Source organism: Streptomyces sp. NPDC091416 (assembly GCF_044756845.1).
Lineage (GTDB): Bacteria > Actinomycetota > Actinomycetes > Streptomycetales > Streptomycetaceae > Streptomyces.
Map to the genome: position 1 here is coordinate 256,891 of NZ_JBIVTU010000009.1, position 14,222 is coordinate 271,112.

General features: G+C 72.9%; 15 protein-coding genes. 12 read left to right on the forward strand and 3 right to left on the reverse strand.

Annotated elements, in window-relative coordinates; translation table 11 throughout:
- Positions 1 to 61: 61 nt before the first annotated feature.
- From ACIQMX_RS26630 to ACIQMX_RS26645, 4 genes are read left to right on the forward strand one after another with little or no spacing between them, the layout of a single operon-like run.
- Positions 62 to 1,429: a glutamine synthetase family protein gene (locus ACIQMX_RS26630; RefSeq protein ID WP_402481721.1), complete on the forward strand. Its 1,368-nt coding sequence runs from the start codon at positions 62 to 64 to the stop codon at positions 1,427 to 1,429.
- Positions 1,430 to 1,437: 8 nt separating this feature from the next.
- Positions 1,438 to 2,802 carry an aldehyde dehydrogenase family protein gene (locus ACIQMX_RS26635; RefSeq protein ID WP_402481724.1) on the forward strand — a complete coding sequence of 455 codons (1,365 nt, stop codon included), beginning with the start codon at positions 1,438 to 1,440 and terminating at the stop codon, positions 2,800 to 2,802.
- 7 nt (positions 2,803 to 2,809) lie between these two features.
- Positions 2,810 to 3,598: a 3-oxoacyl-ACP reductase gene (locus ACIQMX_RS26640; protein ID WP_402481727.1), complete on the forward strand. Its 789-nt coding sequence runs from the start codon at positions 2,810 to 2,812 to the stop codon at positions 3,596 to 3,598.
- Positions 3,599 to 3,629: 31 nt separating this feature from the next.
- Positions 3,630 to 4,565, forward strand: coding sequence for a DUF2510 domain-containing protein (locus tag ACIQMX_RS26645; RefSeq protein ID WP_402481729.1), 936 nt, complete (start codon positions 3,630 to 3,632; stop codon positions 4,563 to 4,565).
- Positions 4,566 to 4,575: 10 nt separating this feature from the next.
- On the opposite strand, the gene ACIQMX_RS26650 is transcribed toward ACIQMX_RS26645, so the two are convergent.
- Entirely contained in the window at positions 4,576 to 5,778 is a 1,203-nt protein-coding gene (locus ACIQMX_RS26650; RefSeq protein ID WP_402481732.1) for an amino acid deaminase/aldolase, read from the reverse strand.
- Between the two features lie 569 nt (positions 5,779 to 6,347).
- On the opposite strand from ACIQMX_RS26650, the gene ACIQMX_RS26655 reads away from it, so the two are divergent.
- Positions 6,348 to 7,226 carry a hypothetical protein gene (locus ACIQMX_RS26655; RefSeq protein WP_402481931.1) on the forward strand — a complete coding sequence of 293 codons (879 nt, stop codon included), beginning with the start codon at positions 6,348 to 6,350 and terminating at the stop codon, positions 7,224 to 7,226.
- Positions 7,223 to 8,410: a type VII secretion-associated serine protease mycosin gene (gene mycP / locus ACIQMX_RS26660; protein WP_402481734.1), complete on the forward strand. Its 1,188-nt coding sequence runs from the start codon at positions 7,223 to 7,225 to the stop codon at positions 8,408 to 8,410. Before ACIQMX_RS26655 ends, mycP begins: the two co-directional genes overlap by 4 nt.
- A gap of 7 nt (positions 8,411 to 8,417) precedes the next feature.
- On the opposite strand, the gene ACIQMX_RS26665 is transcribed toward mycP, so the two are convergent.
- Positions 8,418 to 9,344, reverse strand: a complete 927-nt coding sequence (locus ACIQMX_RS26665) for a serine hydrolase (RefSeq protein WP_402481737.1) — start codon at positions 9,342 to 9,344, stop codon at positions 8,418 to 8,420.
- Positions 9,345 to 9,429: 85 nt separating this feature from the next.
- On the opposite strand from ACIQMX_RS26665, the gene ACIQMX_RS26670 reads away from it, so the two are divergent.
- Together ACIQMX_RS26670 and ACIQMX_RS26675 are read left to right on the forward strand one after the other, a co-directional pair.
- Entirely contained in the window at positions 9,430 to 10,158 is a 729-nt protein-coding gene (locus ACIQMX_RS26670; RefSeq protein ID WP_402481739.1) for an SseB family protein, read from the forward strand.
- A gap of 92 nt (positions 10,159 to 10,250) precedes the next feature.
- On the forward strand, positions 10,251 to 10,958 hold the full coding sequence (locus ACIQMX_RS26675; protein WP_402481742.1) for an MIP family channel protein: 708 nt from the start codon (positions 10,251 to 10,253) through the stop codon (positions 10,956 to 10,958).
- 78 nt (positions 10,959 to 11,036) lie between these two features.
- On the opposite strand, the gene ACIQMX_RS26680 is transcribed toward ACIQMX_RS26675, so the two are convergent.
- The gene (locus ACIQMX_RS26680; protein WP_363077106.1) at positions 11,037 to 11,399 is read right to left on the reverse strand and encodes a DUF1844 domain-containing protein; all 363 of its coding nucleotides are present in this window, start codon (positions 11,397 to 11,399) and stop codon (positions 11,037 to 11,039) included.
- Between the two features lie 341 nt (positions 11,400 to 11,740).
- On the opposite strand from ACIQMX_RS26680, the gene infC reads away from it, so the two are divergent.
- From infC to ACIQMX_RS26700, 4 genes are all read left to right on the forward strand, one after another.
- Positions 11,741 to 12,451 (forward strand): translation initiation factor IF-3, encoded by a 711-nt coding sequence (infC, locus tag ACIQMX_RS26685; protein WP_402481745.1) that lies wholly within the window; start codon positions 11,741 to 11,743, stop codon positions 12,449 to 12,451.
- A gap of 121 nt (positions 12,452 to 12,572) precedes the next feature.
- Positions 12,573 to 12,767 carry a 50S ribosomal protein L35 gene (rpmI, locus tag ACIQMX_RS26690; RefSeq protein ID WP_003970213.1) on the forward strand — a complete coding sequence of 65 codons (195 nt, stop codon included), beginning with the start codon at positions 12,573 to 12,575 and terminating at the stop codon, positions 12,765 to 12,767.
- A gap of 107 nt (positions 12,768 to 12,874) precedes the next feature.
- On the forward strand, positions 12,875 to 13,258 hold the full coding sequence (gene rplT, locus ACIQMX_RS26695; RefSeq protein WP_003970214.1) for a 50S ribosomal protein L20: 384 nt from the start codon (positions 12,875 to 12,877) through the stop codon (positions 13,256 to 13,258).
- A 110-nt stretch (positions 13,259 to 13,368) separates the two neighbouring features.
- The gene (locus ACIQMX_RS26700) at positions 13,369 to 14,211 is read left to right on the forward strand and encodes an RNA methyltransferase (protein ID WP_363077102.1); all 843 of its coding nucleotides are present in this window, start codon (positions 13,369 to 13,371) and stop codon (positions 14,209 to 14,211) included.
- Positions 14,212 to 14,222 lie beyond the last annotated feature (11 nt).

A 14,222-nucleotide genomic window follows, 5' to 3' on the forward strand; every position in this document is an offset into this window, starting at 1 on the left:
AATCCCTTGCCCCGCCCGTAGATTTGGATCATCTGTCGGCCCGCGAGGAGAGGATCCATCCGTGTCCGACCGAACAGCCCCGCTCGCCGTCGAGGAACTCCGCCTCCTCGTCGGCAGCGGTGAGATCGACACCGTGGTCCTGGCCTTCCCCGACATGCAGGGACGTCTCCAGGGCAAACGCTTCGCCGCCGCCTTCTTCCTCGACGAGGTCGTCCGGCACGGAACCGAGGGCTGCAACTACCTCCTCGCCGTCGACACCGACATGAACACCGTCGACGGGTACGCCATGTCCTCCTGGGACCGCGGCTACGGCGACTTCGCCATGCGTCCCGACCTCACCACCCTGCGCCGGGTTCCGTGGCACGAGGCCACCGCGATGGTCACCGCCGACCTCGCCTGGGCCGACGGCTCACCCGTCACCGCCGCTCCCCGCCAGATCCTGCGCCGCCAGCTGGAGCGCCTCGCCGAGCACGGCTACACCGCGCACGTCGGCACCGAGCTCGAGTTCATTGTCTTCAAGGACAGCTACGAACAGGCCTGGGACCGCGGCTACCGCGACCTGACCCCCGTCAACCAGTACAACGTCGACTACTCCGTCCTCGGCACCGGCCGCGTCGAACCCCTGCTGCGCCGCATCCGCAACGAGATGGCGGGCGCGGGCCTCACCGTCGAGTCCGCCAAGGGCGAGTGCAACCCCGGACAGCACGAGATCGTGTTCCGGTACGACGAGGCCCTGGTCACCTGCGACCAGCACGCCGTCTACAAGACGGGCGCCAAGGAGATCGCCGCGCAGGAAGGCGTCGCGCTCACCTTCATGGCCAAGTTCAACGAGCGCGAGGGCAACTCCTGCCACATCCACCTCTCGCTCCGGTCCACCGGCGCGCCCGGACGCAGCGTCATGGCGGACACCGACGGCGCCATGGCCCCGGTGATGCGCCACTTCCTGGCCGGCCAGCTCGCCGCCCTGCGCGACTTCTCGCTCCTGTACGCGCCGAACATCAACTCCTACAAGCGCTTCCAGCCCGGCTCCTTCGCCCCGACCGCCGTCGCCTGGGGCCACGACAACCGGACCTGCGCCCTGCGCGTCGTCGGCCACGGCCCGTCCCTGCGCCTGGAGAACCGCCTCCCGGGCGGCGACGTCAACCCGTACCTCGCCGTCGCCGGGCTCGTCGCCGCGGGCCTGTACGGCATCGAGCACGCGCTGGAACTCCCCGAACCGTGCGAGGGCAACGCCTACGCCGCCGCGTACGACCACGTCCCCACCACCCTGCGCGAGGCGGCCGGACTCTGGGAGCACAGCGAGATCGCCCGCGAGGCCTTCGGCGACGAAGTCGTCGCGCACTACCGCAACATGGCACGCGTCGAACTCGACGCCTTCGACGCAGCGGTGACCGACTGGGAGCTCCGACGCTCCTTCGAACGCCTGTGAGGGCCTCCTTGATCCATGAGCACCGTGTCCTGAACCCGGCGACGGAGGAACTCCTCGCCACCGTCCCCGCCACCACCGCTGCCGAGGTGCACACCGCCGTCGGCCGGGCCGCGGCGGCCCAGCAGGTCTGGGCCGCGCTCGCCCCCGCCGACCGGGCCCGGCTGCTGCGCCGGTTCGCCGCCGCCGTCGACGCCCGCACCGATGAGCTGGCCGGGCTGGAGGTCCGCGAGGCCGGGCACACGATCGGCAACGCCCGCTGGGAGGCGGGCAACGTCCGCGATCTGCTCGACTTCGCCGCCGGGGGAGTGGAGCGGCTCAGCGGCCGGCAGATCCCCGTCCCCGGCGGCATCGACCTCACGCTGCTCGAACCCCTCGGCGTCATCGGGGTGATCGCCCCGTGGAACTTCCCCATGCCGATCGCCGCCTGGGGGACCGCGCCCGCCCTCGCGGCGGGCAACGCCGTGATCCTCAAACCCGCCGAGACCACCCCGCTGACCGCGCTCCGGCTCGCGGAACTCGCCCGGGAGGCGGGCCTCCCCGAGCACCTCTTCCAGGTACTGCCGGGCGCCGGCGACGAAACCGGCAACGCGCTGGTCGAGCACCCCGGAGTCGCCAAGATCGTCTTCACGGGCTCCACCCGCGTCGGCAAGCAGATCATGGCCAAGTGCGCGGAGCACGTGAAGCGGATCACCCTCGAACTCGGCGGCAAGAGCCCCAACATCGTCTTCGCCGACGCCGACATCGAAGCCGCCGCGGCCGCCGCCCCGCTGTCCTTCCTGGACAACGCCGGCCAGGACTGCTGCGCCCGCACCCGGATCCTCGTCCAGCGCTCCGCGTACGACCGCTTCCTGGAACTCCTCGCCCCGGCGCTCGGCGCGGTCGTCGTCGGCGACCCCGCCGACGAGAAGACGCAGATGGGCCCGCTCATCTCACGGACCCAGCTGGAACGGGTACGGGCCCACGTCCCCGAGGACGCCGCGGCGCTCCGCGGCAGCGCGCCCGGGGGCCCCGGGTTCTGGTTCCCGCCGACCGTCCTCACCGGAGTGCCCGCACACGCGCCCGTCGCCACCGAGGAGGTCTTCGGACCGGTCGCCGTCGTCCTGCCCTTCGAGGACGAGGCCGACGCCGTCCGGCTCGCCAACGCCACCGAGTACGGCCTCGCGGGCTCGCTCTGGACCCGTGACGTGGGACGCGCGCTGCGCGTCGCGCAGGCCGTCCGGGCGGGCAACCTCTCCGTCAACTCCCACTCCGCGGTCCGCTACTGGACCCCGTTCGGCGGCTTCAAACAGTCCGGCCTCGGCCGGGAACTGGGCCCGGACGCCCTGACCGCCTTCACCGAAACCAAGAACGTCTTCCTCAGTACGGAGGCCTGAACCGGACATGACCACGGACAACGGGAACATCTGCCGCCGCCTCGTCGGCCGCACCGCCGTCATCACCGGCGCCGGCAGCGGCATCGGCCTCGCCACCGCCCACCGGCTCGCCTCCGAGGGGGCGCACGTGGTCTGCGGCGACATCGACGAGACCGCGGGCAAGGCGGCCGCCGACGCGGTGGGCGGCCTCTTCGTACGCGTGGACGTCACCGACCCCGGACAGGTCGAGGCCCTGTTCAAGGCGGCGTTCGACACCTACGGCTCCGTCGACGTCGCCTTCAACAACGCGGGCATCTCCCCGCCCGACGACGATTCCATCCTCACCACCGGACTGGAGGCGTGGAAACGCGTCCAGGACGTCAACCTCACCTCCGTCTACCTGTGCTGCAAGGCGGCCCTGCCCTACATGCGGCGCCAGGGCCGGGGCTCGATCATCAACACCGCCTCCTTCGTGGCCAGGATGGGAGCGGCGACCTCCCAGATCTCGTACACCGCCTCCAAGGGCGGCGTGCTGGCGATGTCGCGCGAACTGGGCGTCCAGTTCGCCCGCGAGGGCATCCGGGTCAACGCGCTGTGCCCGGGACCGGTGAACACCCCGCTGCTGAGGGAACTCTTCGCCAAGGACCCGGAGCGCGCGGCCCGCCGGCTCGTGCACATCCCGCTCGGCCGCTTCGCCGAGGCGACCGAGATCGCGGCCGCCGTCGCGTTCCTGGCGAGCGACGACTCCTCGTTCGTCAACGCCACGGACTTCCTCGTCGACGGCGGGATCTCCGGGGCGTATGTCACACCGCTGTAGGGCCGTTGGGCCGGGAACCTAAAATGGGGCGATGAGCAACGCGACTCCGCCCGGCTGGTATCCGGACACGGCCGCCCCAGGCAACGAGCGGTGGTGGGACGGGACGGCCTGGACCGCCCACACCCGCTCGTGCGTGACCGTGATCCAGCCGTCCGCGCCCGGCCGGGGAGGCGGCGGGAGCGGCGCCACGGCCGCCCGGACCCTCGCGCTCGTGGCCACCGGTATGGCCCTGGTCGTCGTGGCCGTGGCGGGCGTGATGCTGCTCGACCGGGGCGACGGCGCCGAACCCGCCGCGACCCGCACGGACCAATCCGCCCCGAGCCCCGCAGACACCGGCGACGGAGCCCCCGGCGACGACGGCCCGTCGCCGGACCCCACAGCCGGCGGCGAGGACCCCGGCGTGCTCGTCGACCAGCTCAACGGCATCACCCTGCCGATCCCGGACGGCTGGGAGCGGGTCGAGCATCCCACCGACGAGATGCTGACGATGCGCACGGTCGACTCCGAGGCCTACTACTGCCCCGGCACCTCCTCCGCGATGTGCTACCACGGCACGGTCACCATCCGTACCGCAGGCGGCGCCGACCCCGCCACGCCGGAGGCGATCGCCAGGAAGGACGTCGTCGCCGCGGCGGACCGGGCGTACGAGGAGGACATCATCGGCCGGCCCATCCACGGCGGCATCATGTCCCACCGTCAGATCGCCGCCGGCCCCGTCAGCGTCGCCGGGCGCACCGGCTACCAGGTGCGCTGGCGGGTCGTCACCGGCAAGGGGCCGGGCGGCTACGTGCAGTCGCTCGTCTTCCCGTCGGCCGTCGGCAGCGAGTCGCCCGTCGTCGTGCGTTACGCCTTCGACGCCGGATCCGGCGGTGTGCCGCTCGCCCTCATGGACACCCTCACCCAGGGCATCCGGCCCCTGGGCGACAGCGAGACCGGCGGGGGCGTCGGCAGCTCCGTCGCCCCCTGACCCGGCCCGCTCAGAGGAAGGTCCGGCCCTCGCCCCGGTACGTCGGCACGGTCGCCGTCACCCGGTCCCCCTCGATCAGCTGGAGCTCGTCGAACCGCTCGCACAGCTCACCGGCCTTCGCGTGCCGGAACCAGACCTTGTCACCGATCAGCAGATCGTCGGCCGGGGCGCCGAGCAGCGGGGTCTGTACCTCGCCGGGGCCCTCCTGCGGGTCGTAACGCAGACCCTCCGGCAGATACGGGACGGGCAGCCGGTCCGCACCCGCCGCCCCGGACGCCGGATAGCCGCCACCGAGCACCGTCACCACGCCCACCCCCGGCCGGCGCACCACGGGCTGGGCGAACAGGGCCGCCGGCCGCGCCGTGAACGAGGTGTAGTTGTCGAACAGCCGCGGCACGTAGAGGCCGGAACCGGCCGCGATCTCGGTGACCGCGGCCTCCGACGCGGTGTGCTGCACACTGCCGGTGCCCCCGCCGTTCACGAACTCCAGGTCCGGCGCCACGGCCCGTACCGCCCGCACCACCTCGGCCCGTCGGACCGCCAGCTCCCGGCGGGCCGAGGCCTGCATCAGCCGGATCGCCCGGGAGCGCAGCGGCCGGCCCGCGAGCGAGTCGCCGACCCCGGCGATGTGCCCCTCGTACGCCATCAGCCCCACCAGCCGGAAGCCGGGCCGGCGGGCGACGGACCTTGCCAGCTCCGCCAGCTGGGCGGGGGTGCGCAGCGGCGAACGCAGGGCCCCGATCCTGACCCGGCCGCCGAGCATCCGCAGCGAGGTGTCCAGCTCCAGACAGACCCGGATCTCCTCCGTGCCTCCGGCCCGCGCCGCGTCGATCAGTTCCAGCTGGGCGTGGTCGTCCACCATCACGGTCACGGCGGCGGCCAGTTTCGGGTCGGCGGCCAGTTCCGCGAACGCCGAGCGATCGGCCGAGGGGTAGGCGAGCAGGACGTCCTCGAACCCGGCCCGCGCCAGCCACAGCGACTCGGAGAGGGTGAACGACATGATCCCGGCGAACCCGGGCCGTGCCAGCACCCGCTCCAGCAGCGCCCGGCAGCGCACCGACTTGCTCGCCACCCGGATCGGCTTTCCCGCCGCCCGCCGGACGAGGTCGTCGGCATTGGCGTCGAACGCCTCCAGATCGACGATGGCGATCGGGGCGTCGAGATGGGCGGTGGCCCGGTTGTACCGGGTCCGGTCAGCGGCACGGGCAGTCATGGCCGCAGCTTGCCAGACGGTTGTACCGCTGGGTAGGGGGACGATCTGCGCAGATCGCTCGCCGGCCCGGCGGCCCGCTCCCACCACGGCCTCCGCAGCCCGTAGAGTGACGGCACGCGGCGAGCAACGGGCCTGCCGGTGCAGCCGATCCGCGTGCGGTACGGAACGGACCAGGGGGGCGGATGAGTACCGAGGCGCAGCGTGCTCAGGTCCCGCCCCGCCCGGCCGCCCCGCCGCCGCTCCTCCCGGAGCCCGTCGGCCCCGCCGCCGACACCACCGCCCCGCCCCGGGACGACCGCGCACCCGAGTCCGCGACCAGTGGCACGGCGCCGGTGGACCCCCCGTCCCACGCCCCGGTCCCGCCGGTCCCGCCACGGCCCCCGGCCCCGGCCGCCACGGAACCCCGCACCGCCACCGAACCCCCGGCCGCGCCGCCCCCCGCGGAGACGACCGCCCGCCTGCGCCCCGTCCCCCCGGCACGGCCCGCCGCGCCTCCCGCTCCGTCCGCCGCCCCGGCGTTCCCGCCGCACCCGCCCGCCGCACCTCCCGCGGCGACCCGGCGGCGGCCGGTGGGCGCCGTGGAACTCGGCGGTCCGCCGCTCCGGCCCGGGCCGGCCGCCCCGTACCCGTACACCCCGGCCCCGGCCGAGACGCCCGCCGAGACCACCACCCGGCTCCGGCCCGTGCGCACCCGGCACCCCTTCAGGACGGCAGCCGCCGCGGTCTGCGTCGTGCTCGGACTCGGTCTGATCGGCGGGGCCGCCACCGGTAGCTGGCTCATCAGCGACTCCTCCGCCGATCCCGCCGCCCACAGCGCCTACACCGTGGGCCGGCAGGCCTGGCACAGCATCCCGGTCGACACGCTCTTCCCCCGGACGCTCAAGGGCGACGGCGCGGGTCCCGGCGGCGCCGACCGGATCTGGACCAGGCTCGCCGTGGCCCCGGACAGCGGCTGCACGGGCGCACTCGACCCGCTGCTGCTCAAGCTCCTGCGGCCGGTCGGCTGTGCCCGCCTGCTCCGCGCCACGTACACCGACGCGACGAGCAGCAGCGTCACCACGGTCGGACTGGTCTTCACCGAGGGCGACACCGAGGCGATGCGGGCGCTCGGTTCCCGGTACGCCGCGGAGCACCTCGACGCCCGCACCGACCTGATGCCGCGCGCGTACCCCGTGAAGAACAGCCCCGCCGCCGGGTTCGGCGACCGGCAGCGTGCCAGCTGGACCGTGCACGTACTGACCGAGGTACCCGTCGTGGCGTTCGCCGTCACCGGCTTCGCCGACGGGCGCGAGGTCGCCGACCCGCAGCCGGCCGGGAAGGCCATGGCGGCGAACGCCACGACGGCGGCGGCGCAGGCCGGACTCGGGCACGAGGCCAAGGGCCTGGCCGACCGCGTCGAGCGGGGACTGCGCACCACCGTCGCCGATCTCACGGAGAAGCCCGAATGACCCGCCGCGTCCGCTCCCGCAGACTCCTCGGCGCGGTCTGCGCCGCCACCGCGTTCGCGCTGCTGCCCGCGGTCCCGGCCGGCGCGGACACCATCCGGGCCCGGCAGTGGGGCCTGGACGCCCTCCACACGGACCGGGCCTGGCAGACCACCCGCGGCAAGGGCGTCACCGTCGCCGTCGTCGACACCGGGGTCGACGGCAGCCTGCCCGACCTGACGGGCCAGGTGCTCCCCGGCAAGGACATGATCGGGTTCGGCGCCGGTCGCGGCGACCGGTCATGGGCCAGGCACGGCACCGCGATGGCCGGGATCATCGCAGGCCGGGGCCACGGCAGCGGAGACGGTGAGGGCGTCATCGGCATCGCACCCGAGGCGAAGATCCTCCCCGTCCGGGTCATCCTCGAAGCGAGCGACCCGGCCCGCGCCAAGGCCCGCAAGACCCGCGGCACCGCCCTCGCCGACGGCATCCGCTGGGCCGCCGACCACGGCGCCGACGTCATCAACCTCTCCCTCGGCGACGACAGCGAGTCCGCGCACCCCGAACCCGCCGAGGACGCCGCCGTCCAGTACGCGCTGAAGAAGGGCGCGGTCGTCGTCGCCTCCTCCGGCAACGGGGGCGAGAAGGGCGACCACATCTCGTACCCGGCCGCCTACCCGGGCGTGATCGCGGTCGCCGCGGTCGACCGGTACGGCACCCACGCCTCGTTCTCCACCCGCCGCTGGTACGCCACCGTGAGCGCGCCCGGGGTCGGCATCGTCGTCCCCGCACCCGACCGCAAGTACTACGTGGAGTGGGGCACCTCCGCCGCCTCGGCGTTCGTCTCCGGCGCGGTCGCGCTGGTGCGTGCCGCGCACCCGGACCTGACGCCCGTCCAGATCAAGAAGCTCCTCACGGACACCGCCCGCAGCGCCCCGTCCGCCGGCCGCGACGACGCCCGGGGCTACGGCATCGTCGACCCGGCAGCGGCCATCAAGGCGGGCGCCTCCCTGCCCCCTGCCGGGCTGCGCACCGACTCCGCCGCGGCCGGTTACCGCAAGCAGTACTTCGGCTCCGGCCCCACCCCGCCTCGCGCGGACGACGGCCCCGCCGGCTGGTTCGCCCCGGCGGCGGGCGGCCTCGGCGCGGTCCTGCTGGCCCTGGCCGTCGTCCTGTGGCGCGGCCGCTTCGCCGCCTTCCGGCGCTGACCGGGCCTCATCCGCCGGCGCCGGTCCGCACCACGTCCACAGCCGCCTTCGCCACCGCCTCCACGAGGGCGACACCCGCCTCCTTGGTCGGCTGACCGCCGGACAGCACCGCCACCAGGTAGCTCCGCCCGTCCGCCGTCACCTGCCCGATGCTGTTGATGTTCCACAGCCCGGTGGCGGTACGCGGCATCCAGCCGTTCTTGAGCGCCCAGGCGCTGCCCGCCGCCGACACCCCCCACTGCTGGTCGGCCTCGACCTGTGCCATCAGCCCCCGCAGATACGTCCGGGACGCCTGACTCAGCTCCGTGTCCGTGCCCGTGCCGAACACCGCCTCCAGCAGCGTCAGCTGGTCGGCCGCGGTCGTCCGCGTCAGCCCCCAGGCCCGCGCGGCCGTCGTCGCGGTGAGACCGAGCCGCTCGTTGGCGGCGTCCAGGGCGGAGGTCCCGCCCACGGCCGCCAGCAGCGCGGTGGCGGACGCGTTGTCGCTCCGCTCGATCATCGCGACCGCGTGGGCGCGCTCGCCGGCCGTCAGCACCCGGTCCTCGTCCTGGGCCCGGAGCAGCAGCGCCGCCAGAATGTCGACCTTGACGATGCTCGCGGTGTCGTACGTCGCGTCACCGCCCCCGTACACCGCACGCGTTCCGCTGCCGCCGTCCAGCACGGCCACCGACACGGCCGCCGTGTCCGAACCAGCCAGCAGCGGTTTGAGTGCCGTGGCCAGTTCCGCGTCGAGTTCCACCACCGGCTCCTCGCTCGCCGCCGCGACCGGAGCGGTCGCGGCCGGTGGGAGGGACGATACGGAAGCCGCGGCGGCGGGCGCGTGATCCGGCGACCGGCCGGCCAGATACGCGCCCCCGGCGGCCGAACCGGCCAGCGCGACCGTGGCCGCCACGGTCGCGGACAGCGCGGATCTGCGGATTCTGTGTCGGGGCATGATCCGACGCTAGGAACCGCAGCTGAGAGCGGGCTGAGTCCGACCTGTCGGCAGGATGAGAACGCCCAGGCACTACGCTCGCCCTGTGGCGCAGAAGAACATTCCGGACCCCGGATACTCCGACGACGACGGCACGGCCGACCCCGCCCTCACCACGGCGCTCGCTGCCTGGGCCGAGGACCGCAAGGCCGTGGGCCCGGTACTCGAAGCCCTCAAGGGGGCCCGTCTCCTCGTTCCCGTGGTGGCCGTCCTCGGCGAGGTGGAGGAGGACGAGAAGGGGCTGCGCCGGGAGAAGACCAGCGACATGGCGGTCCCCACCCTCCAGGCCGGTGACCGCCGCGCCCTGCCCGCCTTCACCTCCACCGCCTCGCTGGCCCGCTGGGACCCGCAGGCCCGCCCCGTAGCCGTGCCTCTGCACCAGGCCCTCCAGGCCGCCGCGCACGAGAAGGCCGACACCGTGGTGCTCGACCTCGCCGGACCGGTGGCCTTCGCGCTGGCCGGATCCGCTCTGCTCGCCCTCGCCGAGGGCCGTACCAGCGCCGACCCGCTCGACGACCCCGCCGTCCGGGCGGCGGTGCGGGACACCGTCGCAGCGGAGCCCGCGGTGCGCCGCGCCCACCTCGGACCGGGCCGCGCCGACGGCACCCTCGCCCTGGTGCTGACGGCGGACGCCGATCCGGCCGAGGCGGCCGGCCGGGTCGCGCGGTCGCTGGCGGCGAACGAGGTGCTGCGCGCCCGGCTGGTCCGCGGCCTGGACCTCGCGCTGCTCCCGGCCGACGCGCACACGCCCGGTGAGGCCCTCTTCACGCGCTGATCACCCGACCGGCCCAACGGGCGCGAAGCCACCATCCGCCGGAGAATTGCGGAGAAAACTGATGATTCTCCCGATCTTCGCGAGGTGGTTGTATGCAGACGCGGACAGCTGTGTCGGAGTTTCTCGGCACACTGCTGCTGGTCTTCTTCGGAGTCGGATCGGCGGTACTGGGCGCCGAGTACATCGGGACCGTGGGCATCGCCCTGTCCTTCGGCTTCGTGCTGCTCGCCCTCGCCTACGCGCTGGGTCCGATATCCGGCTGCCACCTCAACCCGGCGGTGACGCTGGGGATGCTGACCGCACGGCGGATCGGCGTGCGGACGGCGGTGACGTACTGGATCGTCCAGCTCCTCGGCGGCATCGCCGGTGCCGCCGTGCTGTTCCTGCTCGCCAAGCAGGTGCCGGGACTGCGGACGAGCGGAACGTTCGGCAGCAACGGCTACGGCGACCGCTCGGACGTGCACCTCAGCCTGGGCGGGGCCTTCCTCGCCGAGGTGATGCTGACGTTCCTGCTGGTCTTCGTCGTGCTGGCGGTGACCCACAAGGTCGCCGTCATCGGCTTCGACGGCCTGCCCATCGGTATCGCGCTCGCCGTGATCCACCTGGTCGGCATCCCGCTCACCGGCACCTCGGTCAACCCGGCCCGCAGTCTGGGCCCCGCCCTGTTCGCGGGCGGCGCGGCACTCTCCCAGCTCTGGCTGTTCCTGGTGGCCCCACTGGTCGGCGGGGTGATCGCGGCGCTCGTGCACCGGCTGACCCACCCCGTCCCGGGCCGGCAGCCGGAGCCCGTCCGCGGCTGATCCCGGTCACGTACGCCGTGAGCCCCCTGCCGGACCGGGCAGGGGGCTCACGGGTGGAAGAGGCGGGAGGGAGCGGGATCAGCCGAAGACCGGGCCGGTGTACTTCTCGCCGGGGCCCTGGCCGGGCTCGTCCGGTACGAGCGAGGCCTCGCGGAACGCGAGCTGCAGGGACTTCAGGCCGTCACGCAGCGGTGCCGCGTGGAAGGAGCTGATCTCCGTCGTGCTGGCGTCCAGCAGGCCGGCCAGCGCGTGGACCAGCTTGCGGGCCTCGTCGAGGTCCTTGTGGTCGTCGCCGTCCTCGGTCAGCCCGAGTTTCACGGCGGCGGCGCTCATCAGATTGACCGCGACCGTCACGATCACCTCGACCGCGGGCACCTCCGCGATGTCGCGGGCCATCTCGTCGAAGCCGGGGGAATCACTGGTGGGGGTCGCGTCACTCATGCGCCATACGATAGGCCCACGGCAGACCCGTTCCGTCTGCGGGAGTGCCGTGCGACGACTGGTTAGCGCACGCCCGGGGGAGCTGCTAACCTTGTGTAACGACCGGCTGGGCACCTATGTGTCCGGCCCACAAGTGGAGGCTCCGATCTCCCACCTGACCGTCCCCAGGACGGCGGGTCATCCGGTCAGGTGGCGCCCATCGTTCCGTACGGACGATGGAGCCGCCCGATGCGCCCCGCGGTTGACCGCGGCGGTGTTCCGGTTGTTATGGAGCCCCGCCTGTGTCCCGGTGGGGCTTTTTTCATGGTCCCGCACGGTTGGTCTGTCGAAACAGACGTTACGTGGCTGTCCGCCAGGCGGTCGCGTGGTGCTACCGAGGAGGATCCATCAGCGCCGAGCCCCGCATCAACGACCGGATTCGCGTACCCGAGGTGCGACTTGTCGGTCCCAGCGGCGAGCAGGTCGGGATTGTTCCGCTTGCCAAGGCCCTGGAACTCGCACAGGAGTACGACCTCGACCTGGTCGAGGTGGCGGCTACCGCCCGTCCGCCCGTGTGCAAGCTCATGGACTACGGGAAGTTCAAGTACGAGTCGGCCATGAAGGCCCGTGAGGCGCGCAAGAACCAGGCGCACACGGTCATCAAGGAGATGAAGCTCCGGCCGAAGATCGACCCGCACGACTATGACACCAAGAAGGGTCACGTCGTCCGGTTCCTCAAGCAGGGCGACAAGGTCAAGATCACGATCATGTTCCGTGGTCGTGAGCAGTCCCGCCCCGAGCTTGGCTTCCGACTGCTTCAGCGTCTGGCTTCGGACGTGGAGGAACTCGGCTTCATCGAGTCCAACCCGAAGCAGGACGGCCGGAACATGATCATGGTTCTGGGCCCGCACAAGAAGAAGACCGAAGCCATGGCCGAGGCCCGCGAGGCCCAGGCCGCCCGCAAGGCGGAGCGTCAGGGATACACCCCCGACGCCGAGGCTGCGGACGAGACTGCCGAGGCTCCCGCCGAGGCCGTCTCCGAGGCTCCGGCCGAGACACCTTCCGAGGCGTGACCTCCGGGGGCTGCCATCCAGGCGCCCCCCGGGTCCCCCCGGAATCCCACCAAGATCTGACGCCCCTGCAGTCCGGTGCCCGCACCGAGAGGGGCGCCACTGACGAGGAGAGAACGGCGCGATGCCGAAGAACAAGACGCACAGCGGTGCCAGCAAGCGCTTCAAGATCACCGGCTCCGGCAAGGTGCTCCGCGAGAGGGCCGGCAAGCGCCACCTGCTCGAGCACAAGTCGTCCAAGAAGACCCGCTCGCTGACCGGCACGGTCGTCGTGGCTCCGGCCGACGCCAAGAAGATCAAGAAGCTTCTCGGCAAGTGAGGCCGTCGTCCCCGGTGACACCTGGGACGCGCCCTCGATCCGACCGGGACCAATTCGTTTCCGGGCCGTGTGAGGACAACCACGGCCCCGCTACAAGGAGTTAACAAGTGGCACGCGTCAAGCGGGCAGTCAACGCCCACAAGAAGCGCCGGGCAATTCTCGAGGCCGCCAGCGGTTACCGCGGTCAGCGCTCGCGCCTGTACCGCAAGGCCAAGGAGCAGGTCACCCACTCCCTGGTCTACAACTACAACGACCGCAAGAAGCGCAAGGGCGACTTCCGTCAGCTGTGGATCCAGCGCATCAACGCCGCTGCCCGCCAGAACGGCATGACGTACAACCGCCTCATCCAGGGTCTGAAGGCCGCCAACATCGAGGTGGACCGCAAGATCCTGGCCGAGCTCGCGGTCAACGACGCCAACGCGTTCGCCGCCCTCGTCGAGGTTGCCCAGAAGGCCCTCCCGAGCGACGTCAACGCCCCGAAGGCCGCCTGATCCAGGCCGCACTTCTTGGCTTCTGAGCCGGACCCGCAGGCGCACGCCGTCTGCGGGTCCGGTGCGTTGCAGACCCAGTACCTCCGTCACCAGAGAGGCTCGCCGCCGACATGGGCACCCCCGAACTGATCTCCCCGCGATCGCCACGGGTCGCCGCCGCCCGGCGGCTGGCCAGGCGCAACTTCCGCGGCAAGGAGCGCAGGTTCATCGCCGAGGGGCCGCAGGCCGTACGCGAGGCCGCGGACCACCGCGGCAGCGACGGCGAGCCGACCCTCATCGAGCTGTTCGCCACCGTCGAGGCCGCCGAGCGGTACGAGGCCATCGTGGAGGCCGCCCACGCGGCGGGCGCCCGGATTCAGCTCGCCGACAGCGAGGTCCTGGCCGACGTGTCCCAGACCGTCACCCCACAGGGCCTGATCGGCGTCTGCCGCTTCCTGGACACGCCCTTCGAGGCCGTCATCGCCGCACGGCCGAAGCTGGTCGCCGTCCTGGCGAACGTCCGCGACCCGGGGAACGCCGGTACGGTGCTGCGCTGCGCCGACGCCGCGGGAGCCGACGCGGTCGTTCTCACCGACGCCTCCGTGGACCTGTACAACCCCAAGTCCGTACGCGCGTCCGTCGGCTCGCTCTTCCACCTGCCGGTCGCCGTGGGCGTCCCCGTCGAGCAGGCCGTGCAGGGGCTGCGGGACGCGGGCGTACGGATCCTCGCCGCCGACGGCGCGGGCGAGGACGACCTCGACGACGAACTCGACGCCGGCACCATGGGCGGGCCCACCGCCTGGGTCTTCGGCAACGAGGCCTGGGGGCTGCCCGAGGAGACCCGGGCACTGGCCGACGCCGTCGTACGCGTACCGATCCACGGCAGGGCGGAGAGCCTCAACCTCGCCACCGCCGCCGCCGTCTGCCTGTACGCCTCCGCACGCGCCCAGCGCCCCCGCCCCGGCGCCGGCTGAGTCGTCCCGCG

Coding starts and splice junctions, on each gene's coding strand:
- ACIQMX_RS26640 (WP_402481727.1), top strand. CDS start 2,810: ATGACCACGGACAACGGGAACATCTGCCGCCGCCTCGTCGGCCGCACC.
- ACIQMX_RS26645 (WP_402481729.1), top strand. CDS start 3,630: ATGAGCAACGCGACTCCGCCCGGCTGGTATCCGGACACGGCCGCCCCA.
- ACIQMX_RS26650 (WP_402481732.1), bottom strand. CDS start 5,778: ATGACTGCCCGTGCCGCTGACCGGACCCGGTACAACCGGGCCACCGCC.
- mycP (WP_402481734.1), top strand. CDS start 7,223: ATGACCCGCCGCGTCCGCTCCCGCAGACTCCTCGGCGCGGTCTGCGCC.
- ACIQMX_RS26665 (WP_402481737.1), bottom strand. CDS start 9,344: ATGCCCCGACACAGAATCCGCAGATCCGCGCTGTCCGCGACCGTGGCG.
- ACIQMX_RS26675 (WP_402481742.1), top strand. CDS start 10,251: ATGCAGACGCGGACAGCTGTGTCGGAGTTTCTCGGCACACTGCTGCTG.
- ACIQMX_RS26680 (WP_363077106.1), bottom strand. CDS start 11,399: ATGAGTGACGCGACCCCCACCAGTGATTCCCCCGGCTTCGACGAGATG.
- rpmI (WP_003970213.1), top strand. CDS start 12,573: ATGCCGAAGAACAAGACGCACAGCGGTGCCAGCAAGCGCTTCAAGATC.
- ACIQMX_RS26700 (WP_363077102.1), top strand. CDS start 13,369: ATGGGCACCCCCGAACTGATCTCCCCGCGATCGCCACGGGTCGCCGCC.